20 protein-coding genes are annotated in these 21,414 nt (G+C 61.6%); 8 read left to right on the top strand and 12 right to left on the bottom strand.

What is annotated here, in order from left to right; translation table 11 throughout:
• The first annotated feature begins 142 nt into the window (after nucleotides 1-142).
• Both AC1DMK_RS22980 and AC1DMK_RS22975 read left to right on the top strand, forming a co-directional pair.
• A complete protein-coding gene (locus AC1DMK_RS22980) occupies nucleotides 143-859 on the top strand; it encodes a YoaK family protein (RefSeq protein WP_037065456.1) in 717 nt (238 codons plus the stop codon).
• Between the two features lie 63 nt (nucleotides 860-922).
• The gene (locus AC1DMK_RS22975) at nucleotides 923-1,708 is read left to right on the top strand and encodes a YdcF family protein (protein ID WP_477862275.1); all 786 of its coding nucleotides are present in this window, start codon (nucleotides 923-925) and stop codon (nucleotides 1,706-1,708) included.
• A 6-nt stretch (nucleotides 1,709-1,714) separates the two neighbouring features.
• Here the strand turns inward: AC1DMK_RS22975 and AC1DMK_RS22970 are convergent, their stop codons facing one another.
• Nucleotides 1,715-2,197, bottom strand: coding sequence for a hypothetical protein (locus AC1DMK_RS22970; protein WP_115105990.1), 483 nt, complete (start codon nucleotides 2,195-2,197; stop codon nucleotides 1,715-1,717).
• Nucleotides 2,198-2,317: 120 nt separating this feature from the next.
• Between AC1DMK_RS22970 and AC1DMK_RS22965 the strand changes: the two genes are divergently transcribed.
• A complete protein-coding gene (locus AC1DMK_RS22965; RefSeq protein ID WP_037065450.1) occupies nucleotides 2,318-2,953 on the top strand; it encodes a trimeric intracellular cation channel family protein in 636 nt (211 codons plus the stop codon).
• A gap of 2 nt (nucleotides 2,954-2,955) precedes the next feature.
• On the opposite strand, the gene irrA is transcribed toward AC1DMK_RS22965, so the two are convergent.
• On the bottom strand, nucleotides 2,956-3,375 hold the full coding sequence (gene irrA / locus AC1DMK_RS22960; protein WP_037065449.1) for an iron response transcriptional regulator IrrA: 420 nt from the start codon (nucleotides 3,373-3,375) through the stop codon (nucleotides 2,956-2,958).
• Between the two features lie 302 nt (nucleotides 3,376-3,677).
• Here irrA and fabA point away from each other — a divergent pair, with 302 nt between their 5' ends.
• Genes fabA through fabI form a run of 3 tightly spaced genes read left to right on the top strand, consistent with a single transcriptional unit; the run spans nucleotide 3,678 to nucleotide 6,287 of the window.
• Nucleotides 3,678-4,193 carry a 3-hydroxyacyl-[acyl-carrier-protein] dehydratase FabA gene (gene fabA, locus AC1DMK_RS22955; protein ID WP_037065448.1) on the top strand — a complete coding sequence of 172 codons (516 nt, stop codon included), beginning with the start codon at nucleotides 3,678-3,680 and terminating at the stop codon, nucleotides 4,191-4,193.
• 59 nt (nucleotides 4,194-4,252) lie between these two features.
• Nucleotides 4,253-5,476, top strand: a complete 1,224-nt coding sequence (gene fabB, locus AC1DMK_RS22950; protein ID WP_037065447.1) for a beta-ketoacyl-ACP synthase I — start codon at nucleotides 4,253-4,255, stop codon at nucleotides 5,474-5,476.
• 4 nt (nucleotides 5,477-5,480) lie between these two features.
• Nucleotides 5,481-6,287, top strand: coding sequence for an enoyl-ACP reductase FabI (fabI, locus tag AC1DMK_RS22945; RefSeq protein ID WP_037065446.1), 807 nt, complete (start codon nucleotides 5,481-5,483; stop codon nucleotides 6,285-6,287).
• Nucleotides 6,288-6,553: 266 nt separating this feature from the next.
• On the opposite strand, the gene AC1DMK_RS22940 is transcribed toward fabI, so the two are convergent.
• The 9 genes from AC1DMK_RS22940 to rimP all read right to left on the bottom strand — a co-directional run bounded on the left by AC1DMK_RS22940 (nucleotide 6,554) and on the right by rimP (nucleotide 17,790).
• Nucleotides 6,554-7,570 (bottom strand): class I SAM-dependent methyltransferase, encoded by a 1,017-nt coding sequence (locus AC1DMK_RS22940; protein ID WP_477862270.1) that lies wholly within the window; start codon nucleotides 7,568-7,570, stop codon nucleotides 6,554-6,556.
• 75 nt (nucleotides 7,571-7,645) lie between these two features.
• Entirely contained in the window at nucleotides 7,646-9,784 is a 2,139-nt protein-coding gene (gene pnp / locus AC1DMK_RS22935; protein WP_037065444.1) for a polyribonucleotide nucleotidyltransferase, read from the bottom strand.
• Nucleotides 9,785-10,125: 341 nt separating this feature from the next.
• Nucleotides 10,126-10,395 carry a 30S ribosomal protein S15 gene (gene rpsO, locus AC1DMK_RS22930; RefSeq protein WP_037065443.1) on the bottom strand — a complete coding sequence of 90 codons (270 nt, stop codon included), beginning with the start codon at nucleotides 10,393-10,395 and terminating at the stop codon, nucleotides 10,126-10,128.
• Nucleotides 10,396-10,560: 165 nt separating this feature from the next.
• The gene (truB, locus tag AC1DMK_RS22925) at nucleotides 10,561-11,493 is read right to left on the bottom strand and encodes a tRNA pseudouridine(55) synthase TruB (RefSeq protein ID WP_477862267.1); all 933 of its coding nucleotides are present in this window, start codon (nucleotides 11,491-11,493) and stop codon (nucleotides 10,561-10,563) included.
• 12 nt (nucleotides 11,494-11,505) lie between these two features.
• Nucleotides 11,506-11,913, bottom strand: coding sequence for a 30S ribosome-binding factor RbfA (gene rbfA, locus AC1DMK_RS22920; RefSeq protein ID WP_037065439.1), 408 nt, complete (start codon nucleotides 11,911-11,913; stop codon nucleotides 11,506-11,508).
• Nucleotides 11,914-11,988: 75 nt separating this feature from the next.
• Complete coding sequence (gene infB, locus AC1DMK_RS22915; protein ID WP_477862265.1) at nucleotides 11,989-14,727, bottom strand: translation initiation factor IF-2; 2,739 nt, start codon at nucleotides 14,725-14,727, stop codon at nucleotides 11,989-11,991.
• A 102-nt stretch (nucleotides 14,728-14,829) separates the two neighbouring features.
• The gene (locus tag AC1DMK_RS22910; protein WP_037065434.1) at nucleotides 14,830-15,519 is read right to left on the bottom strand and encodes an RNA-binding protein; all 690 of its coding nucleotides are present in this window, start codon (nucleotides 15,517-15,519) and stop codon (nucleotides 14,830-14,832) included.
• Nucleotides 15,519-17,123: a transcription termination factor NusA gene (nusA, locus tag AC1DMK_RS22905; protein ID WP_037065432.1), complete on the bottom strand. Its 1,605-nt coding sequence runs from the start codon at nucleotides 17,121-17,123 to the stop codon at nucleotides 15,519-15,521. The genes AC1DMK_RS22910 and nusA overlap by 1 nt, the downstream gene beginning before the upstream one ends.
• 61 nt (nucleotides 17,124-17,184) lie before the next feature.
• Complete coding sequence (rimP, locus tag AC1DMK_RS22900; RefSeq protein WP_477862262.1) at nucleotides 17,185-17,790, bottom strand: ribosome maturation factor RimP; 606 nt, start codon at nucleotides 17,788-17,790, stop codon at nucleotides 17,185-17,187.
• 209 nt (nucleotides 17,791-17,999) lie between these two features.
• Between rimP and AC1DMK_RS22895 the strand changes: the two genes are divergently transcribed.
• Both AC1DMK_RS22895 and AC1DMK_RS22890 read left to right on the top strand, forming a co-directional pair.
• Nucleotides 18,000-19,658 (top strand): MFS transporter, encoded by a 1,659-nt coding sequence (locus AC1DMK_RS22895; protein WP_477862288.1) that lies wholly within the window; start codon nucleotides 18,000-18,002, stop codon nucleotides 19,656-19,658.
• A gap of 8 nt (nucleotides 19,659-19,666) precedes the next feature.
• Complete coding sequence (locus AC1DMK_RS22890) at nucleotides 19,667-20,122, top strand: N-acetyltransferase family protein (protein WP_477862260.1); 456 nt, start codon at nucleotides 19,667-19,669, stop codon at nucleotides 20,120-20,122.
• Between the two features lie 2 nt (nucleotides 20,123-20,124).
• Here AC1DMK_RS22890 and AC1DMK_RS22885 read toward each other — a convergent pair whose 3' ends face one another.
• Nucleotides 20,125-21,378: a lytic murein transglycosylase gene (locus AC1DMK_RS22885; RefSeq protein WP_477862258.1), complete on the bottom strand. Its 1,254-nt coding sequence runs from the start codon at nucleotides 21,376-21,378 to the stop codon at nucleotides 20,125-20,127.
• Nucleotides 21,379-21,414 lie beyond the last annotated feature (36 nt).

Genomic DNA, 21,414 nt, shown 5'->3' with positions numbered 1-21,414 from the left:
TCTTGCCCCACTTCGAGCTTCGCGAAAAGTTGCGGAACGACGGCGATTTTTCCGGCAGACCCGGAGAGGTTTTGCCAAATCTTTAGTGACTGTCTCTAACTTGCTGATGATGCCGGGACGCCCGGCTACTGGACGCCGACCGATGACAAGACAAAGACGAAGACGCATCATCCGCACGCGACGAACGGCAACCGGCCTTGTGCTGGCCGGTGCGATATCGTTTCTGGCGGGAATGACGGACGCGACGGGGCTCGCCCTGACCGGGGACTTCGTGTCCTTCATGACCGGCAACACGACGCGGGCGGCCTTGGCGCTTGGCGATGGCAACCTGCATCATGCGGCCGTTCTTCTCTCGGCGATCTTCGTCTTCGTGCTCGGAAACGCCGCCGGCATCGTCATTGCCCATTTCGCGGAGCGCCGGATCTTCGTGGTGCTCGCATGCGTCAGCACCGCCTTGGCGCTTGCATCGTTGATGACGGCTGACAGCCTGACGATGCCGCGCTTCTACCTGATCGTCGCTTCCATGGGCATGGTGAATGCCGCCGTCGAGCACATCGAAGGGCTGCCGATCGGGTTGACCTATGTGACCGGTGCTCTGTCGCGGTTCGGGCGCGGTATCGGGCGCTGGATCCTCGGCGACCGTCGCCTCGACTGGACGATCCAGATCGTTCCATGGATCGGCATGCTGGCGGGTGCGATCGTCGGCGCGCTGCTGGCGCATATCGCCGGTGCCGGAGCGCTCTGGCTCATCTCCGTTTTTGCCATGCTGGTGGCGCTGGGCGCTCTTCTCATTCCAAAGCCGCTGCAGCGCCGTTTCAATCAGGGCGCCCAGCCGCGTCCGGCACCGCGCATCAGATGATCGTCGCATTGTTGGTCAACAGAATCAGCTAGAAGACATGGAAACGATTGAAGGAGTTCGTTCTTGTTCCTCTTTTCGAAGCTTGTCTGGGTTTTCGGTCAGCCGCTGTCGCTGGCCTTCCTGTTCGTCCTGCTTGCGGTGTTTTGCGGATTGATCCGCTGGCGAGGCATCAGCCTGCTGTCGTCAACGCTGGCATGCCTGATCCTCTTCGCGACGCTGTACACAACTGTCGGCAACTACCTGCTGCAGGGACTTGAGGATCGTTTTCCAAAACCGCAGGATCCGCAGAGCCTGCAATGCATGATCGTGCTCGGCGGCGCCTTTGAAAACGAGGTCAATACCGCCCGGCACGGCATCGAGTTCAACGCCGGCGGCGACCGCTTCATCGAGGCGCTGCGGCTGGCGCAGAAATATCCGCAGGCGCGCATCCTCATCTCTGGCGGTGACGGCTCGATGTCGGGCGTCTACGAGGGCGATGCGGTGATATCGGCACGTTTCTTCCCGCTGTTCGGCGTTGCCAGGGAACGGCTGGTCGAGGAAACGACGTCGCGCACGACCTTCGAGAACGCCATGAACACAAAGGCGCTTCTCACGAGCCAGGGTCTGTCGAACTGCCTGCTGATAACCTCGGGCTTCCACATGCCGCGTTCTGTCGGCATCTTCCGCAAGCTCGGGATCGACGTGGTGCCCTGGCCGACGGACTACCGGACGGACGGACGCGAGGGGCTGGGGCTCGACTTCACGCAGCCCGGACGGAATTCGCAAAACCTTGCGACGGCAGTGCGGGAATGGTTCGGGCTCGTCGGCTATTATTTCGCCGGCCGCACGTCCGCGATCTATCCCGGCTGAGCGAGGCTACTTTCTGGAAATTGTGACAAACTTCGTGCCGCGCACGCGCGCCGTCACGGTGCAGGGTTCCTTTTGCCTGTCCGCATCGGGCCGATCACAGAAGCGCGGGTGCATTTTCATGGCCAGGACCATGTTGCCGAAGCGCTGGACGAAATCGTAGCCGTAGATCTGTGCCGTCGCGATCATGAAGTAGCCGCCTTCGGCCACCTGGAGATAGAAATTATAGGTGCAGCCGTCGTCGTTGCACTGTGGACCCTTCTCGCCGTCGCAAGTGAGTTCACCCTCGTTGACGACCGCATCGATCAGTCCGTCATTGTTGATGTCCTGACGGATGATGTAGCCGTCGGAGAACTCCGCCTTGGTGCATTGCTCCTGAAAATGCTTCTTCTCGTAGATCTCCGGGTCGGAGATCAGCGACTGCTGGGCGAAGGCCGCAACGGGGACCACGAGGAAAGCGACAAGGTTGAGGGCGATCAGGAGCGTTTTCACGGGTTTCTCTTTTGGTCGGATAAGGACGCTGTTGGTCAGACACGTTGCCTGACCCGGCTTGCGCCGCCCTTGCCACCATGATTCACTCATCCGAAATATTCAGCCGGCCCTGGAGGACTGATGTCGCCTTTCGTCTACCTGGACTATGCCGGCGTTGCGCTATTTGCGGCCACGGGTGCGCTGGCGGCGTCCCGCAAGCAGCTCGATCTGATCGGCTTCCTGTTTTTCGCGATCGTCACCGGCGCCGGCGGCGGCACGGTGCGCGACATCGTTCTCGGCCGCGTGCCGGTCTTCTGGGTTCTCAATCCCACTTATGTTCTGGTCTGCTGCGCCGTCGGTATCGTCGTCTTCTTCACCGCGCACCTGGTCGAGTCACGCTATCGGCTGCTGATCTGGCTCGATGCCGTGGGCCTTTCGGCATATTGCGTCATGGGGGCCGCCAAGGGGCTTGCGGCAACAGGTTCACCGACGATCGCGATCGTTACCGGCACGCTGACGGCGACCTTCGGCGGCATTCTGCGCGACTTGCTTGCCAACGAGCCATCGGTGCTGCTGCGGCCCGAGATCTACATAACCGCGGCGCTGGTCGGCGCCGGGATCTTCACGGCCGCAAACGCGCTCGATCTGCCGCTATACTCGGCCTCGGCCGTCGGCGTACTTGCCGCGTTTGCAGTGCGCGGCGGCGCGCTCTATTTCGGTTGGACGTTTCCGACCTACAAGGCCAAGCCCGGCCGTCATCCCGACGACGTGATGTAGGATCAGCGCCGCTTGGGACGTAGGCGGATGATCACATCGACATGCGCGATTTCGAGACCCTCGGGAGGCTCTGGCAGGTTGCCGATGGTCAGGTTGCTGACCGGAATATCGAGAACGTCATTTGCGCCCTCGACAAAGAAATGGTGATGGTCGGAAACGTTGGTGTCGAAATACGTCCTGGCGCTCTCGACGGCAAGAACGCGGATCATGCCTGCCTCGGTGAATTGATGCAGCGTGTTGTAGACGGTTGCCAGCGACACCGGCACACCGGCTTCCACGGCCTCCTCGTGCAGTTCCTCGACGGTCAGATGCCGATCGCCCTTGGCAAACAGCAGGTCGCCCAGCGCGACACGCTGACGCGTCGGCCGCAGGCCAGCGCCACGCAGCCTTGCTTCTATGGTAAGCTGGGCTTCAGCCGCCATCCGACAAACTCCAGTTAATCTAGCGTCACGCAATCAGGTTTCCTAAGCCATATAACTTTTGCGCAAAAGCCTTTCAATAGTTTCAATGGGGACAACAGGTGCGAAAAGGCCGCGAAATCGGGGTTTTGGCGTAATTAACTCTGGTCGCGGCCTTGGCCTTCCTGTATTCGACCACCAAATAGGGCGCACAGGCGGTCTTCGTCGGTGGGTGGAGCTCAGCCATGCTTGTGCTTCATTTTCTGCTGAACTTGGACTAAACGTTCACATCCATCGGCATAGTTGCGGGGGGAATTAGAGTTTTCATGGCGACGAAACAATCCAGCTTCAACTACGAGGAAATCCTGGCCTGCGGCCGCGGCGAGCTGTTTGGCCCGGGCAATGCGCAGCTACCCCTCCCACCGATGCTGATGGTCCACCGCATTACAGACATCTGCGAAACGGGCGGCAGCTTCGACAAGGGTTATATTCGCGCCGAGTATGACGTGAAGCCTGACGACTGGTATTTTCCCTGCCACTTCGCCGGCAACCCGATCATGCCCGGCTGCCTTGGCCTCGACGGCATGTGGCAGTTGACCGGCTTCTTCCTGGGCTGGCTGGGCGAACAGGGGCGCGGCATGGCCCTTTCGACAGGGGAAGTGAAGTTCAAGGGCATGATTCGCCCGACGACGAAGCTCCTTGAGTATGGCATCGATTTCAAGCGTGTCATGCGCGGTCGCCTCGTGCTTGGCACGGCCGACGGCTGGCTCAAGGCCGACGGCGAGGTTATCTATCAGGCGAGCGACCTACGCGTAGGACTGTCGAAGGACAAAGCAGCCTGATTACGCCGGGCGCATCCGCCTGGCTTTCCAAGTTAGAAAAAACGAAAAGGTCGAAGCACATGAGACGGGTAGTTGTCACGGGTCTGGGCGTTGTTTCCTCGATCGGCAATGATGCCGCCGAGGTTACCGCCTCGCTACGCGATGCCAAGTCCGGCATTTCCTTCTCCAACGATTTTGCCGAACACGGCTTCAAGTGCCAGGTATGGGGGAGCCCGACACTCGACCCGACCGATCTGGTCGATCGCCGCGCCATGCGCTTCCTTTCGCAAGGCGGCGCCTGGAATCATGTGGCCATGAAGCAGGCGATCGCCGATTCCGGTCTGGAAGAAAGCGATATCAGCAACAACGAACGCACCGGCATCATCATGGGTTCGGGCGGCCCGTCGACGCGCACGCTCATTGAAGCCGCCGAGATCACCATCAAGAACAACAGCCCGAAGCGCATCGGCCCGTTTGCCGTGCCGAAGGCGATGTCTTCGACAGCGTCGGCGACCCTCGCGACCTGGTTCAAGATCCACGGCGTCAACTACTCGATCTCGTCAGCCTGCTCGACGTCCGCACATTGCATCGGCAATGCCGCTGAAATGATCCAGTGGGGCAAGCAGGACATCATGTTCGCCGGCGGCCACGAAGATCTCGACTGGACCATGTCGAACCTTTTCGATGCGATGGGCGCGATGTCCTCCAAATACAACGATACGCCGGCGACGGCCTCACGCGCCTACGACGTCAGCCGCGACGGCTTCGTCATCGCTGGTGGCGCCGGCGTTCTCGTTCTCGAAGAACTCGAGCATGCCAAGGCACGCGGCGCCAAGATCTACGCCGAAATCGTCGGCTACGGCGCAACCTCCGATGGCTACGACATGGTCGCACCATCGGGAGAAGGCGCGATCCGCTGCATGCGCCAGGCGCTCGCCACCGTTAAGGGCGACGTCGACTACGTCAACACGCACGGCACCTCGACGCCGGTCGGCGACAGCAAGGAAATCGGGGCCATCCGCGAGGTCTTCGGCGACAAAATTCCGCACATCCAGTCGACCAAGTCGCTGACCGGTCATTCGCTGGGTGCAGCCGGCGTGCAGGAATCGATCTACTCGCTGCTGATGATGCAGGCCGGCTTCATCGGCGAAAGCGCACATATCGCCGAACTCGACCCAGAGTTCGACGGCGTGCCGATCGTTCGCAAGCGCATCGATGACGCCAGGATCGACATTGCCCTCTCCAACTCCTTCGGCTTCGGCGGCACCAACGCCACGCTCGTCTTCCAGCGCTTTAACGGATAATAAAATGACGGGAATCATGCAGGGTAAGCGCGGCCTCATCATGGGCGTAGCGAACAATCATTCTATCGCCTGGGGGATTTCGAAGGCACTTGCGGCGCAGGGCGCCGAGCTCGCCTTTACCTTTCAGGGCGATGCGTTGGGCAAGCGCGTCAAGCCGCTTGCCGCAGAAGTGGGTTCCGATTTCGTGCTGCCCTGCGATGTCGAGGACCTCGCATCCGTTGATGGCGTCATAGACGCCATCAAGGAACGCTGGGGCAAGCTCGACTTCATCGTTCACGCCATCGGCTTTTCCGACAAGAACGAGCTGAAGGGCCTCTATGCCGACACCACGCGCGACAACTTCAGCCGCACGATGGTGATCTCCTGTTTTTCCTTCACCGAGATCGCCAAGCGCTGTGCGCCGCTGATGAACGACGGCGGGTCGATGCTGACGCTGACCTACAACGGCTCGACGCGCGTGATCCCKAACTACAACGTCATGGGCGTCGCCAAGGCCGCCCTCGAAGCGTCCGTGCGCTACCTCGCTGCCGACTACGGCCCGCAGGGCATTCGCGTCAACGCGATCTCGGCAGGTCCGATCCGGACGCTCGCCGGTGCCGGCATTTCGGACGCGCGCGCCATTCTCTCGTGGAACCAGCGCAATTCGCCGATGCGCAAGACCGTGACGATCGATCACGTCGGCAGCTCGGCGCTGTATCTGCTCTCCGATCTTTCGGCCGGCGTCACAGGCGAGATCCATTTCGTCGACGCAGGCTACAACATCACGTCGATGCCGGCGCTAGAGACGCTGCGCAAGGCAGACGTCGAGTAAGCGACCAGCTAATGGAGCCATAAAGGCCATGCGCAATATGTTGCGCATGGCCTTTTTGCTTCCTTCAATGCGTATTCTGTTTCATCGGCTGCGGAGCGGCCGATGGGCCCCGCGTGGCGTTCATCGAAGACACGACGCGAACGGTTCGCGCCAACGTCACCTTCGACCAGGGCATGCTGGATGCGATTGACGTGGCCGCAAAGGAACCTGGCCTGACGCGCTCCTCAGGTGCGCTGCTCGCCAGGAAATCGAAGCTGCCTGAGCGACTACTTCTTCGCCCAGAGCACCTTGAAGCGGGCGTTGCGGCAGGTTTCGCCGCTTTCCTTGAAGTTTGCCGCCAGCACAGGTTCATACGGCAGGCCGCGGTTTGCCACGAGCAGCAGGCGACCGCCGCCACGCAGCGACGATGCGGCCGTCTTGATCATTGCCTGACCGAGCGAAGGCTCGGCGGCGTGGCCTTCGTGGAAGGGCGGGTTCATGATGATGAGGTCGTACTTGTCCTTGACCGGCTCGGCGGCCAGATCGTGCCAGAAGAAGCGTGCAGGCGCCTTCGGGGAGTTCTCGGCCAGATTGGCCATGGCGGCCTCCAGGGCGGCGTGGTTGGCCTCGTAGAGGTCCAGACGGCCCACGCCAGGCGACCGTGCGGCCAGCTCGACCGAGAGGTAGCCCCAGCCGGCACCGAAATCGGCCACGTCGCCGGTGAAATCGACAGGTAGGCGCGAGGCGAGCAGTTCCGAACCGTCATCGATGCGGTCATGCGAGAACATGCCGGCCGACGCCACGAAGCGGCCATCGACACGCACCGGCGGCTTGGCGAATTTGGAAATGATCTCCCCGGCATCGGCGGGCGCTCCGAACCAGAAAGCAACGCCGTGATATTTCGGCATGTGCTCGATCGAAAGGCCGAAGGCTTCCATGCGCTTGCGCAGCGGCTGGATGCCGTCTTCCTTGCCGCCGGCGATCACGACAAGACCACCGATCTTTACGCGGCCGAGTGCCGTGGCAATGTTTGCCTCGTTCTCGCCCTTGTGCTTGTTGCAGAGCACGAGAACCGCGTCGTAGTCCTCACCGTCGATCTCTGGCGTCGTTTCGATCCGTTGGGAGAGCAACTGCCGGTAAAGCGGCCGGAAGCCCTGGACGGCGCTCAGGGAGGCAGCAAAGCTCTCCGGCAGGGCAAAGCCCGCCTCGGCGCCGAGGAACAGCACGCGCTCGCCCTCGCCGGGCGCCTCGACGGTGCCGCTTACAAAGGGATGGAACAGGGTCTTCAGCGTGTCGCGGCTCATGGTCTCGTCTCGTTCTCGGATACAAAAAGGGCGCGGAAACTATCCCGCGCCCATGAAGTCTGGGGAAGGCGCAGCTTATTCGGCTGCTTCTTCCTTCTTCTTGTCGGCAGGGATTTCCTGGCCGGTTGCCTGGTCGACAACCTTCATCGACAGGCGGACCTTGCCACGCTCGTCGAAGCCGAGGAGCTTGACCCAAACCTTTTGGCCTTCCTTGACGACGTCCTGCGTCTTGGCAACGCGCTCGGAAGCAAGCTGCGAGATGTGGACCAGGCCGTCGCGGGCGCCGAAGAAGTTGACGAAAGCGCCGAAGTCGGCGGTCTTGACGACCGTGCCTTCGTAGATCTGGTTGATCTCAGGCTCGGCAACGATCGAGTGGATCCACTTGCGGGCTGCTTCGATTTCCTTGCCGGAAGAAGAAGCGATCTTGACCGTGCCATCGTCTTCGATGTTGATCTTCGCGCCGGTCTTTTCGACGATTTCGCGAATGACCTTGCCGCCGGAGCCGATGACTTCGCGGATCTTGTCGACCGGGATGTTCATGACTTCGATGCGCGGAGCGAATTCGCCGAGCTGGCCACGGCTTTCGGTGATGGCGTTGGCCATCTCGCCGAGGATGTGCTTGCGACCGCCCTGGGCCTGGCTGAGGGCGACCTTCATGATCTCCTCGGTGATGCCGGCGATCTTGATGTCCATCTGCAGCGATGTGATGCCGTCAGCGGTACCTGCAACCTTGAAGTCCATGTCGCCGAGGTGGTCTTCGTCACCGAGAATGTCGGAGAGGACCGCAAAGCGATCGCCCTCGAGGATCAGACCCATGGCAATACCGGCAACCGGCTTGGCAAGCGGAACGCCGGCGTCCATCAGAGCGAGCGAGGTGCCGCAAACGGTGGCCATCGAGGACGAGCCGTTCGACTCGGTGATCTCGGAGACGACGCGCAGCGTGTAAGGGAACTGCTCGGCGGTCGGCAGCATCGGGCGGATAGCGCGCCATGCGAGCTTGCCGTGGCCGATTTCGCGACGGCCCGGGGAACCCATGCGGCCGGTTTCGCCAACCGAGTAGGGAGGGAAGTTGTAATGGAGCAGGAAGCGCTCCTTGTACATGCCCGTCAGGCTGTCGACGTACTGCTCGTCTTCGCCGGTGCCGAGGGTGGCAACAACGATCGCCTGCGTCTCACCGCGGGTGAAGAGCGCCGAACCGTGGGTGCGCGGCAGGAGGCCGACTTCCGAGACGATCGGACGAACGGTTTCGAGATCGCGACCGTCGATGCGGCTCTTGGTGTCGAGGATGTTCCAGCGAACGATCTTCGCCTGCAGGTGCTTGAACACAGCGCCGATAACTTCGGGGGTGTACTTCGGCTCGACGCCTTCGGGGAAGAAGTGAGCCTTGACCTTTGCCTTGACGGCGTCGACGGCTGCGTAGCGATCAGCCTTCTGGGTGATCTTGTAGCCTTCGCGCAGTTCGGCTTCGAAATGCTTGAGCATTTCGGCTTCAAGCTCGGAATGGTCTTCCGGCTGGAAGTCGCGGGGCTCCTTGGCGGCAACTTCAGCGAGCTTGATGATCGCGTCGAGAACCGGCTGGAAACCGCGATGACCGAACATCACAGCGCCGAGCATGACTTCTTCGTTCAGTTCCTTGGCTTCGGATTCAACCATCAGAACGGCGTCGTGCGTGCCTGCGACAACGAGGTCGAGGATCGACTCTTCCATCTCGTCGAGGTGCGGGTTGAGGACGTATTCGCCGTTGATGTAGCCGACGCGCGCGCCGCCGACCGGGCCCATGAAGGGAACGCCAGAGAGCGTCAGCGCAGCAGACGCTGCAACCATCGACAAGACGTCGGGATCGTTTTCAAGATCGTGCTGAATGACTGTGACAACGACCTGCGTGTCGTTCTTGTAGCCTTCCGGGAACAGCGGGCGGATCGGGCGATCGATCAGACGCGAAACCAGCGTTTCCTTTTCAGACGGGCGACCTTCGCGCTTGAAGTAGCCGCCGGGGATCTTGCCGGCTGCGTAGGTCTTTTCCTGGTAGTTGACGGTCAGCGGGAAGAAGTCCTGGCCCGGCTTCGGCGCCTTGGCGGAAACGACGGTGGCGAGAACCACTGTTTCGCCGTAGGTCGCGAGAACGGCGCCGTCAGCCTGACGGGCGATCTTGCCGGTTTCGAGCTTCAGCGGGCGGCCTGCCCACTCGATTTCCACGGTATGGGTATCAAACATATGTCTTGTCCTTCAATGCGGGAGCACGCGCCGCAATCCATCGGACACAGCGCACAGTCGACCGCAATCAATGATGACACATCATGGGCAAGACAACGGGAGGCTTTTCATCGATGGCTTCGGAGAGAAGCCAGGCCAACGCTACTGAAGCCTTGGCCGAAAGCATCCGGCAATCCTGCCCCATGACAGGTCAACGGTTGGTTTGGCAGATCCGGCCCATCCGGGTCCGCCGTGCAGTTCTACCGCACTTGATATAGCGCGCGGCGGCAAAATTTCACCGGGAACCAGGCTCCCGAAAAGCATCCGGCGGGCGCCCATAAGGAGCGCCCGCCGGAAAATGATTAGCGGCGAATACCCAGGCTGGTGATCAGCTTGGTGTAGCGGCCTTCGTTCTTCTTCTTGAGGTAGTCAAGAAGCGAGCGGCGGCTTGAAACCATCGTCAGCAGACCACGGCGGGAATGGTTATCCTTCTTGTGGTCCTTGAAGTGGCCGGTCAGGTTGTTGATACGCTCGGTCAGGATCGCGACCTGAACTTCCGGAGAACCGGTGTCGCCTTCGAACGTTGCGTATTCCTTGATCAGAGCCGTCTTGCGCTCAGCAGTAACCGACATCGTATGTTCCTTTCGATGAGAGGAGATAGGTCGCCAAAAGCCGGGATGTCGTCCAGCTTTGGCCGCGAATGCACTCAGGCCGTGCCTGATGCTGGCGCTGCCTATAAACCATTCAGACAGCAAAGGGAAGAGGCATGCCTGGGCGCGCCTCCTGCGGCGGTTTTGTCAACCGAAGACGCGCTTGGGGCGGAACTCGCCCTGGCCGATTTCGCCGATCGCGACGAGCTTGCCGCGTGCCGTGGCATAGGCCTCGCTTTCGTCAACCGGGGCGTCTCGGCCGCGGACGAGAATGGGGTTGCCCATCTTCAGGCGATGCGCCTGATCGTCATTGACCACAAGATGCGGCAATGCAGAGAGTGCCTCGCTGGTTTCGATCAGCAGGGCGTCGAGCGCCGCCAGGCGCTCGTCCATGTCCTCGATTTCCTCAAGCGCGACCAGGTCTGCCAAGGGTATCATGCTCTCTTCTGCAAAGGGTGCGACGAAGGTGCGACGCAGACCGGAAACATGGCCGTAGCAGCCAAACTCGCGGCCGAAATCGCGTGCCAGCGCACGCACATAGGTACCCTTGCCGCACTCGACTTCGAAATGCGCGGTGTCGGCGTCCGGGCAGCCGAGCAGCGTCAGGCGGAAAATCTCCACCTCGCGGGACGGAATCTCCACGGTCTCACCTTCGCGCGCCAGATCGTAGGCGCGCTCGCCTGATATCTTGATGGCGGAGAACTGTGGCGGCACCTGATTGATCACGCCCGTATAGCTCGGCAGGAGATCGCGGATCTCGTGCTCCGTCGGGCGCGTGTCGGAGCTCTTAGTCACATCGCCCTCGAGGTCGTCGGTCGCACGCTCTTCACCCCAAGTCACGGTGAATTCGTAGACCTTGCGACCATCCATCACATAGGGAACTGTCTTCGTCGCATCGCCAAGCGCAATCGGCAGCATGCCTGAGGCGAGAGGATCGAGCGTGCCGGCATGGCCGCACTTCTGGGCCTTGAACAGCCATTTGATCTTGGAAACGGCTTCCGTCGAGCCGAAGTCAACAGGCTTGTCAAGGATAAGCCAGCCCGAGATCGGACGGCCTTTGGGCTTGCGTGGTTTGGACATCAGTCTCTTCTACTATTGTTCTTCGGTATCGCCACCATCGAGATCACGCAGGACCTCGGGCGAGCGCAGCAACTCGTCGATCTTCTTGTAGTTGTCGAAGCTCGTATCGTCGCGGAAACGGACTTCCGGCATGTATTTCATCTGCCGGAGCTGCGGGCCGAGACGGCCACGAATGTATTTGGCGTGACGGTTCAGCGCAGTGATGATCGCGTCATGGTCGGCCACGCCGAGCGGTGTGACGAAAGCCGTCGCGACCTTCAGATCCGTCGACATGCGGACTTCGGAAATGGAAATGACGGTCTTTTCGATCAGGTCATCGCGCACTTCGCCGCGCTGAAGAACCTGAGTTATCGCGGCGCGCACCTGCTCGCCGACGCGCAGCATGCGCTGCGTTTGCGCGGAGGTAGGTTTTGTTGCCATTGTTCTTTGCCTCAAAAGGTTCGGGCGCCGGCCTCATACGATCCGGCGCCCGTCCACAGTTCTAGTCTCGCACGATTAGAGTGTGCGGGTGATATGCTCGACGCGGAAGCATTCGATCGTGTCGCCTGCACGGATGTCTTCGTAGTTTTCGAAGGCCATGCCGCATTCCTGACCGACCGGAACTTCCGATACTTCGTCCTTGAAGCGCTTGAGCGTCTTGAGCTTGCCTTCGTGGATGACGACGTTGTCGCGCACCAGGCGGACGCCTGCACCACGTTCGACCTTGCCCTCGACGACACGGCAACCTGCGACCTTGCCGACCTTGGTGATGTTGAACACCTCGAGGATCTCGGCATTGCCGAGGAACGTTTCGCGACGCTCCGGAGAGAGCAGACCCGACATCGCCGCCTTAACGTCATCGACGAGGTCGTAGATGATGTTGTAGTAGCGGATCTCGATGCCCTGGCGGTCGGCAAACGTACGGGCCTGTGCGTTGGCACGGACATTGAAGCCGATGATCGCAGCGTTCGACGCTTCGGCCAGCGAGACGTCGGACTCGGTGATACCGCCGGCACCCGAATGTACGATGCGGGCGCGCACTTCGTCCGTGCCGAGCTTGTCGAGCGCGCCGGCGATGGCTTCGATAGAGCCCTGCACGTCGCCCTTGATGACCAGCGGGAATTCCTTCACGCCTGCGGTCTGCAGCTGCGTCATCATCTGTTCAAGCGAACCGCGCTGGCCAGACAGGCGGGCAGCCGCCTTGTCGCGGGCGAGACGCTGACGATACTCCGAGATTTCACGGGCGCGGCTCTCGTTTTCGACCACAGCGAATTTGTCGCCGGCAGCCGGCGTACCGGAAAGACCGAGAACCTCGACCGGAGTGGCCGGGCTTGCTTCCTTCACATGATCGCCCTTGTCGGTGACGAGGGCGCGGACACGGCCCCAGACGTCGCCGGCGACGATGATCTGACCTGGGCGCAGCGTACCGTTCTGCACGAGAACGGTGGCAACCGCACCGCGACCGCGGTCGAGCTGGGCTTCGATGACCGTGCCTTCCGCCGTGCGGTTCGGATTGGCCTTGAGGTCCAGAATTTCGGCCTGCAGCAGGACGGCTTCGAGAAGCCTGTCCAGATTGAGCCCGGTCTTGGCCGAAACCTCGACGTCGAGCACTTCACCGCCCATGGATTCCACGAAGACTTCGTGCTGCAGCAGCTGGTTGCGAACCTTCTGCGGATCAGCCTCGTGCTTGTCGACCTTGTTGATCGCAACGATGATCGGTACACCGGCCGCCTTGGCGTGGTTGATCGATTCAATCGTCTGCGGCATGACGCTGTCGTCGGCCGCAACCACCAGGATGGCGATGTCGGTTGCCTGGGCACCGCGAGCACGCATGGCCGTGAAGGCGGCGTGACCGGGGGTGTCGATGAAGGTGATCTTCTGGCCGTTCTGTTCGACCTGATAGGCACCGATGTGCTGGGTGATGCCGCCGGCTTCGCCCGACACGACGCTGGTCTTGCGAATGGCGTCGAGCAGCGAGGTCTTGCCGTGGTCGACGTGACCCATGATGGTGACCACGGGTGGACGCGAAACGAGCTCGCCTGCTTGGTCGGCAACGTTGAAGATGCCGAGTTCGACGTCGGATTCAGAGACGCGCTTGACTGTGTGGCCGAATTCGCCGGCGATGAGTTCGGCAAGGTCGGCGTCGATGACGTCGCCCGGCTTCATCATCTGGCCTTCCTTCATCAGGTACTTGATGACGTCGACGGCGCGTTCGGACATGCGCTGCGACAGTTCCTGAATGGTGATGGTCTCAGGCAGGATGACTTCGCGAACAACCTTTTCGCGGGTTTCCTGCATCTGGCTGCGGCGGAACTTTTCCTGGCGGCGGCGCATGGCGGCCATCGAGCGACCACGTGCAGTACCATCGTCGTCGACGCCGGCAGTGCCGATCGTCAGCTTGCCGCGGCGACGTTCGTCTTCCGTCTTCGGACGCGTGGTGACAGGCTTTGCCGGTTCGGGGCGCACGACGCGGCCACGAGCCGGGGCACCGCGGGGAGCGGCACGATCTTCGGTCTCGTTTTCACGGCGACCGCGAACTGCCGGGGCAGCAGCGCCACCGGGAGCCGGACGTGCCTGCGACGGCGATGCCGCGTCAGGGCGGCGAACGGCCGGCGCTGCCGACTGGACGCGCGGCGCTGCCGGACTGGCTTCGGCGGCAGCAGGGGCTGCAGGGGCGGGAGCCGCAGCGGCTTCAGCGGCCCGTACTGCCTCTTCGGCGGCCCGGACCTTCGCTTCTTCCGCTTCGGCGGCCTGGCGAACGATTTCTTCGGCGGCGCGGCGCTTTTCTTCCTCGGCACGGCGCACGGCGTCTTCCGCATCACGGACCTGCGCCATGGCAAGCGCGCGGCGACGTGCATCCATTTCTTCCGGCGACAGGTGGTTCAAAACCACCGGACGCGGGCGATCCTGCTGGCGGGGCGACTGCGATGAGGGCTGCTGCGGACGCTGCGACTGACCACCCGGCTGATGAATGCGCGGCTGGGGGGCCTGCGGAGCCCGAGCCTGAACAGGCGCTGGAGCCGGCGCTGGCGCAGGTTCAGCGGCGCGAACAGGAGTTACCGGTGCGGCTGGCGTAATCGGGCGTTCGTCTTCAGGACGCATCGGACGCCGCTTGCGGGTCTCGACAACGACCGCCTTGGTGCGACCGCGACCCATATCCTGGCGCACGGTGCCCTGGCTCATCCCCGACGGTTTCAGGGTCAGAGTCTTCTTGCCCGCGCCGCCCAGTGTCTTGTCGTCATTGCTATCGGTCATTCGTTCCCGTTCCTTCGGACAGGGAGCGATGACGTCATCAGGCCCTGTCAATCAAATACTGTCGATCAATGATCTTGGGACCGGACAAAGCCGGTGACCGCATCATTGTTTTTGCCGGCCAGCGCCGCCCGCTGCCCGGGACTGACCGCCATTGCGGTACTGTTCGAGCATCTTTGCGCGCTTCACTACACCCTCACCCGCCTGCCCTGCAAGCACTGCAGCATGGATAAAAGCGTTCTGGCCCATCAGGCCTTCCATTTCGCTCTCCGAGAAGAGGCGGTAGGAAGGTATTTCCTCCTCGGTCTCCATTCCGAGGTGCCAGGCCTTGCGGGCCTGGTCGATTTTTCTCACGCCGTCGGCTGCGGCGTCCGTCGAATGGAACACCGCGATGGCGGCGCCACTCCTGACCGCGGCATCCACCTTCGCGGACCCGCTGACGAACTGACCGGCCTTGCGGGCCATGTTCATCATCTGCATCAGCTGCTGCATCAGCAGCTTTTCGACCGTCTCGCCGAGATCGGCCGCCACCTTCACATCCGCCTTCAACGCCCGTGCAAAGAGCTTCTTCGCCACGGCCTTGTCGACCAGCGAACGATCGATCTTTACCCAGCAGCCGCGTCCGGGAAGCTGTCGCTTCAGATCGGCGACCACCGTCCCATCGGGAGCTGCAACGAAGCGGATCAACTCATCAGGCGATCCACTTTCGCGCGTCACGATGCACATGCGACCATTCACGTCATATCCTGCAAGATCGTCGTCCTCAGGAGAAACGGTCGGCTCACGCGCAGACATTAAACTTCCTGCTCGGCCTCGGGAGCTTCTTCAGCTTCCGCTTCCTTTACCAGGTCTTCCTCGGTGATCCAGCCAACTGCGAGGCGTGCCTGGACAACCATCTGTTCCGCTTCGACGCGTGACACGTCGAACTTCGAGAACAGACCCTCGAACTTCTTGGTTTCGCCGTTCTTGCGCTCGCTCCAGCCGACCAGATCGTCAGCGGCGCAACCGGCGAAGTCCTCGATCGTCTTGATGCCGTCTTCGCCAAGAGCAACCATCATCTGGGCTGTCATGCCGTCGATCTGGCGCAGCTCGTCTTCGACGCCGAGTGCCTTGCGCTTGTCGTCCATTTCGGCTTCCAGGCGCTCCAGATATTCGCGGGCGCGCTGCTGGATTTCCTGTGCAGTCTCTTCGTCAAAGCCATCGATCGAGGCAATTTCGTCGAGATCGACGTAAGCGAGTTCTTCGACGGCTGCGAAACCTTCGGAGGCCAGAACCTGGCCGACCATTTCGTCAACGTCGAGCGAATCCATGAACAGGTTGGTGCGCTCGTTGAATTCCTTCTGGCGGCGCTCGGACTCTTCGGCTTCCGTCATGATGTCGATGTCCCAGCCGGTCAGCTGCGACGCGAGACGAACGTTCTGGCCGCGGCGACCGATGGCCAGCGACAGCTGCTCGTCAGGAACCACGACTTCGATGCGCTCTGCGTCCTCGTCGAGAACGACCTTGGCGACTTCAGCCGGCTGCAGGGCGTTGACGACGAAGGTCGCCGGATCCTGCGACCACGGAATGATGTCGATCTTTTCGCCCTGGAGCTCGCCGACGACGGCCTGGACGCGCGAACCGCGCATACCGACGCAGGCACCGACCGGATCGATCGAGCTATCGTTCGAGATCACGGCGATCTTGGCGCGCGAGCCGGGGTCGCGGGCAACCGACTTCACCTGAATGATGCCGTCGTAGATTTCAGGCACTTCCATGGTGAAGAGCTTCACCATGAACTGCGGATGCGTGCGCGACAGGAAGATCTGCGGCCCGCGCTGCTCGCGACGGACGTCATAGACATATGCGCGGACGCGATCGCCATAGCGGACGTTTTCACGCGGGATCATTTCGTCGCGGCGGATGATACCTTCGCCACGGCCGAGGTCGACGATGACGTTGCCGTATTCGACGCGCTTGACGGTACCGTTGACGATTTCCCCGACACGGTCCTTGAATTCGTCGAACTGACGATCACGCTCAGCTTCGCGAACCTTCTGCACGATGACCTGCTTGGCAGACTGGGCTGCGATACGGCCGAAATCCATCGGCGGCAGCGGATCGGCGATGAAGTCGCCAAGGGCGGCGTCCGGGTTGCGGTCGCGAGCCAGTTCCAGCGGGATCTGGGTCGAGTAGTCCTCGGCCTTGTCGACGACTTCGAGCAGGCGCTGCAGGCGGATTTCGCCGGTCTTCGGATTGATGTCGGCGCGGATGTTGGATTCAGTGCCGTAACGCGAACGCGCTGCCTTCTGAATCGCGTCTGCCATTGCGGCAAGCACGATCTCGCGGTCGATGACCTTTTCGCGCGCCACTGCATCTGCGATCTGCAGAAGTTCGAGCCGGTTCGCACTGACTGCCATTGTCTTTTCTCTCCGTCTAGGCTTCCGGGGTTCCCGTCCCTGGAGCCACAAGTTGATCGGTCTATTCTTCGTCTTCCGTTTCGTTCTGGTTCGCGGCCTGTGCCTTCGCCAGCTTGTCGGCGCGCAGCGCATCGCGGATCAGATCGTCGGTCAGAATAAGCTTTGCATCGCTGAGTGCGGTGAAAGGAATTTTAATGTTCTGTTCTTCGCCATCGGCAACCTGGTCACGCTCAAGCGTGAAACCATCCGCATCCGTCTCGAGAATCTTTCCACGGAAGCGTTTGCGATTGCCGATCATGATCGACGTTTCGCACTTCACAAGGTGTCCCTGCCAACGGGTAAAATCGGATTTCCGCACCATGGGACGGTCGATACCCGGCGAGGACACTTCCAGATGATACTCTTTATCGATCGGATCTTCCACATCCAGAACCGGAGAAATGGCCATCGAGACTTCTTCGCAGCCTTCGACGTTCATCGTTCCGTCGTTGCGTTCGGCCATGATCTGCAGCGTCGCGCCGTTCTGGTTCATCATGCGGACGCGGACCAGACGGAAGCCCATGCCGACAAGCACAGGTTCGATAATGTCGGCAAGGCGCTGGTCAAGCCCGGTCTCAGTGATCAGCCGCGGCTCAAGTTGATTGTCTACGTTCGTCGGATCCGACAAGCGGTGCGCTCCTCGCAATTTCATGCATTTCGGATGATCGCGGTAATAAAAAAGAGCGGGTCCTTGCGGCCCACTCTTCATCAGTACGATCAAGATTTGAGAGCCATATAGGCCCGTTTTTACGAAATTGCAAGGTCCATCGCCAAGCCGGCGGCCGAGCGAGCGAATGTGTAGCCAGCATGACCATTCGACATATATTGATTTCGAAGATGCAGGGCAATCGCGCGGGAGGGATCGTGGCCTACAGTTCCACAACATTGGCGCCCCTGCGGCACGAGACCTACCGAACCATCTGGTTTGCCAGCATCGCGTCCAATTTCGGCGGCCTAATCCAGGCTGTGGGTGCCGCCTGGATGATGACGACGATTACCTCGTCTGGCGACATGGTTGCGCTGGTTCAGACTTCGATCGCGCTGCCGATCATGCTGTTCTCGCTCGTATCGGGCGCACTTGCCGACAGCTTCGACCGCCGTCGGGTCATGCTGGCGGCGCAATGCTTCATGCTGGCGGTCTCCGCGCTTCTCAGCATCTGCGCCTATCTCGACTGGCTTTCGCCCTGGCTGCTGCTCTTCTTCACCTTCCTGATCGGCTGCGGCACGGCGCTGAACAACCCATCCTGGCAGGCATCGGTCGGGGACATGGTACCGCGCGCGGACCTGCCTGCAGCCGTGACGCTCAACAGCGTGGGGTTCAACATCACGCGCAGCGTCGGCCCGGCGCTCGGCGGTGTCATCGTGGCGGCCGCCGGGGCCGCAGCCGCCTTTGCGGTCAACACACTGAGTTATTTCGCCTTGATCTATGCCCTGGTGCGCTGGAAGCCTGTCATTGCCGCCTCGACGTTGCCGCGCGAGGCGCTCGCAAGCGCCATCTTTGCCGGACTTCGCTATATCTCGATGTCGCCCAACCTCCAGAAGGTGCTGCTGCGGGGCTTCATCTTCGGCATCGGCGCCAGCTCGGTTCTGGCGCTGCTACCGATCGTGGCGCTGGAGCTCGTTATCGGCGGGCCGCTGACCTACGGCCTGATGCTAGGCTCCTTCGGCATCGGCGCGATCGGCGGGGCGGTGCTGAATGCACGGCTGCGCGAGCAGTTCTCAAGCGAGACGATCGTGCGCCTTTCATTTGCCGGCTTTGCGCTCAGCGCGACCGTCGCCGCCTTGAGCCCGGTCGCCGCGCTGACCTGTGCCGGCTTGGTCATTTCAGGCGGATGCTGGGTGCTTGCGCTGTCGCTCTTCAACACGATCGTGCAACTCTCGACGCCCCGCTGGGTGGTCGGCAGGGCACTGTCGCTCTACCAGACGGTGACGTTCGGCGGTATCGCCGGCGGAAGCTGGCTCTGGGGCATCGCGGCCGATCGCTACGGCGTCGCCGATGCGCTCCTGATTTCCGCAGTCGTCATGCTATCGGGCATCCTCGTTGGCCTGCGCTTTTCCATGCCGGCTTTCGCGTCGCTCAATCTCGATCCGCTGAACCGCTTTACCGAGCCGGAGCTCGGGCTCGACATCACGCCGCGCAGCGGGCCGATCGTCATTCAGGTCGACTATGAAATCGGCGACGACGATCTTCCCGAGTTCCTGATGCTGATGGGCGAGCGCCGGCGCATCCGCATCCGTGACGGCGCCAGGAACTGGGCGCTGATGCGCGACCTGGAAAAACCGGGCAGTTGGACCGAAACCTACCATACGCCCACCTGGGTCGAATATATCAGGCACAACCAGCGCCGAACGCAGGCGGATGCCGAAAACACCGATCGCCTTCGCGCCCTTCACAGAGGCGAGACCACGCCATCCGTACACCGGCTGATCGAGCGGCAGGCTATTCCGCCAAACGACGACGTCTTCTACAAGGCGCCGATCGATCTGCATCACTGAGGCAAATCATGCATAGCTTTCGCGCCGCCCGACGTTGCGACCTCGTTGCCATCATCGAGCTGCTTGCCGACGACGATCTCGGCAAGACGCGGGAGATCGCGTCCGATCCGCCAGATCCGCGCTACATCTTGGCATTTGCCGCCATCGATACCGATCCCAACCAATTGCTGGCGGTTGCCACAGATGACGGCGATCGCGTTCTCGGCTGTCTGCAACTGACCTTTATCCCCGGCCTATCGCGGACGGGAATGTGGCGCGGCCAGATCGAGAGCGTGCGCATCGCCAGGAGCGTCCGCGGTTCTGGCCTCGGATCGCGGTTCATCGAGTGGGCGGTCGAGCGATCCGCCGAGCGCGGCTGCGGCCTGGTGCAGCTGACCTCCGACAAGACCCGTCCGGATTCGATCCGCTTCTACGAGCAGCTCGGCTTCGTTGCGAGCCACGAGGGCCTGAAGCGCAATCTCTGAACCTACTTCAGTTTGCCGATCATCGACGCCTCGGGGTAGCAGGTGGGCTTCATGCCGGTCTTTTCCTGCCACTGGCCAATCGAGCGACGCGTCTTGTAGCCCGGCAGTCCGTCGGTACCGCCGACGTCGTATCCCGTCTTCTCCAGCGCCTTCTGCATGGCGGCGACGTCTGAGCGCAGCATCTTGCCGACGTCGCCCCACATCCCCTGGAAAGCCCCGGAACCATTGGCGATCCGATCTGCGAGATTGCCGATGTAGAGGGCATAGAGGTCGGAATTGTTGTATTCCTTGATCACGTAGAAATTCGGCGTGACGATGAATTCCGGCCCGTCGCGACCGGCCGGGACCAGCATCATGCCGCTTGCCTTCTTCTCATCGGCCGGAAAAGCCTTGCCTGTCACGCGATCGATCCCAAGTGACGCCCAGTGCGAAATCGGCTTGGCAAGATCGGGCCCCTCCTGCGCGCAGGACACCTGCTCGGGGATCGTCACTTCGTAGCCCCAACCGCGACCACGCTGCCAACCCTTGTTGACGAGGAAGTTGGCGATCGAGGCCAGAGTGTCGGGAACCGATGTCCAGATATTGCGATGCCCGTCGCCATCGAAATCGACGGCATATTTGAGGTAGCTGGTCGGCATGAACTGAGGCTGGCCGAGCGCGCCTGCGGACGAACCCTTGAAGCCGGCGGGCGTCACATCGCCACGATCGATGATGTGAAGTGCAGCGATCAACTCGGTGCGGAACATGTCCTTGCGGGTCGACATGAAAGCTTTGGTGGCCAGCACCTCGATCGCCGAGTTCGGGATTTTCGCCGCGCCGAAGCCCGTCTCGCGCCCCCATATCGCAAGCACGATCGAACCCGGCACGCCGTAGGTCTGCTCGATCCTTTTCAGGGTCGAGGCGTATTGCGAGGCAAAGCCGCGTCCTGTCACCGCCAGCCTCTTCAGGCGGTCGTCGTTGAAATAGGGTGCCGGCGAGGAAAACTCGGCCTGCGTCTGTTTCTGCTGCTTTGGCGGCGGGAAACCGGGAGGGGCGAGGTCGGTCAGGTTCCAGTTCAGCTCGACGCCGGCGAACGCGGCCTGAAACGCCTGCTCGGAAATGCCGTTCTTCTCCGCTTGCGGCCAGAGATCGGCCTGCACCCACCTTTCGAACTGTGCCTCGACGTCGGCTTTCGACGCAGAGAAAGCAGGCAGACACGACAGCGTCAGAAACGCCGCGCTCACAACGAAAAGGCGGCCGAAAATCCGTTTGCCCATGCTCTCCCCCTGGAACGTTTCCGCCTTTCTGTGAAT

It is taken from the genome of Rhizobium sp. 05L419, from assembly GCF_056397845.1.
Note: the sequence above shows the minus strand (reverse complement) of the source record. Positions and strands in the feature narration are given on the sequence as shown.

Excerpts from the sequence above, each read along its gene's own strand:
- AC1DMK_RS22980 (WP_037065456.1), top strand. The coding sequence starts at position 143 with ATGACAAGACAAAGACGAAGACGCATCATCCGCACGCGACGAACGGCA.
- AC1DMK_RS22965 (WP_037065450.1), top strand. The coding sequence starts at position 2,318 with ATGTCGCCTTTCGTCTACCTGGACTATGCCGGCGTTGCGCTATTTGCG.
- irrA (WP_037065449.1), bottom strand. The coding sequence starts at position 3,375 with ATGGCGGCTGAAGCCCAGCTTACCATAGAAGCAAGGCTGCGTGGCGCT.
- fabA (WP_037065448.1), top strand. The coding sequence starts at position 3,678 with ATGGCGACGAAACAATCCAGCTTCAACTACGAGGAAATCCTGGCCTGC.
- fabB (WP_037065447.1), top strand. The coding sequence starts at position 4,253 with ATGAGACGGGTAGTTGTCACGGGTCTGGGCGTTGTTTCCTCGATCGGC.
- AC1DMK_RS22940 (WP_477862270.1), bottom strand. The coding sequence starts at position 7,570 with ATGAGCCGCGACACGCTGAAGACCCTGTTCCATCCCTTTGTAAGCGGC.
- pnp (WP_037065444.1), bottom strand. The coding sequence starts at position 9,784 with ATGTTTGATACCCATACCGTGGAAATCGAGTGGGCAGGCCGCCCGCTG.
- rpsO (WP_037065443.1), bottom strand. The coding sequence starts at position 10,395 with ATGTCGGTTACTGCTGAGCGCAAGACGGCTCTGATCAAGGAATACGCA.
- truB (WP_477862267.1), bottom strand. The coding sequence starts at position 11,493 with ATGTCCAAACCACGCAAGCCCAAAGGCCGTCCGATCTCGGGCTGGCTT.
- rbfA (WP_037065439.1), bottom strand. The coding sequence starts at position 11,913 with ATGGCAACAAAACCTACCTCCGCGCAAACGCAGCGCATGCTGCGCGTC.
- infB (WP_477862265.1), bottom strand. The coding sequence starts at position 14,727 with ATGACCGATAGCAATGACGACAAGACACTGGGCGGCGCGGGCAAGAAG.
- AC1DMK_RS22910 (WP_037065434.1), bottom strand. The coding sequence starts at position 15,519 with ATGTCTGCGCGTGAGCCGACCGTTTCTCCTGAGGACGACGATCTTGCA.
- nusA (WP_037065432.1), bottom strand. The coding sequence starts at position 17,123 with ATGGCAGTCAGTGCGAACCGGCTCGAACTTCTGCAGATCGCAGATGCA.
- AC1DMK_RS22895 (WP_477862288.1), top strand. The coding sequence starts at position 18,000 with ATGCAGGGCAATCGCGCGGGAGGGATCGTGGCCTACAGTTCCACAACA.
- AC1DMK_RS22890 (WP_477862260.1), top strand. The coding sequence starts at position 19,667 with ATGCATAGCTTTCGCGCCGCCCGACGTTGCGACCTCGTTGCCATCATC.
- AC1DMK_RS22885 (WP_477862258.1), bottom strand. The coding sequence starts at position 21,378 with ATGGGCAAACGGATTTTCGGCCGCCTTTTCGTTGTGAGCGCGGCGTTT.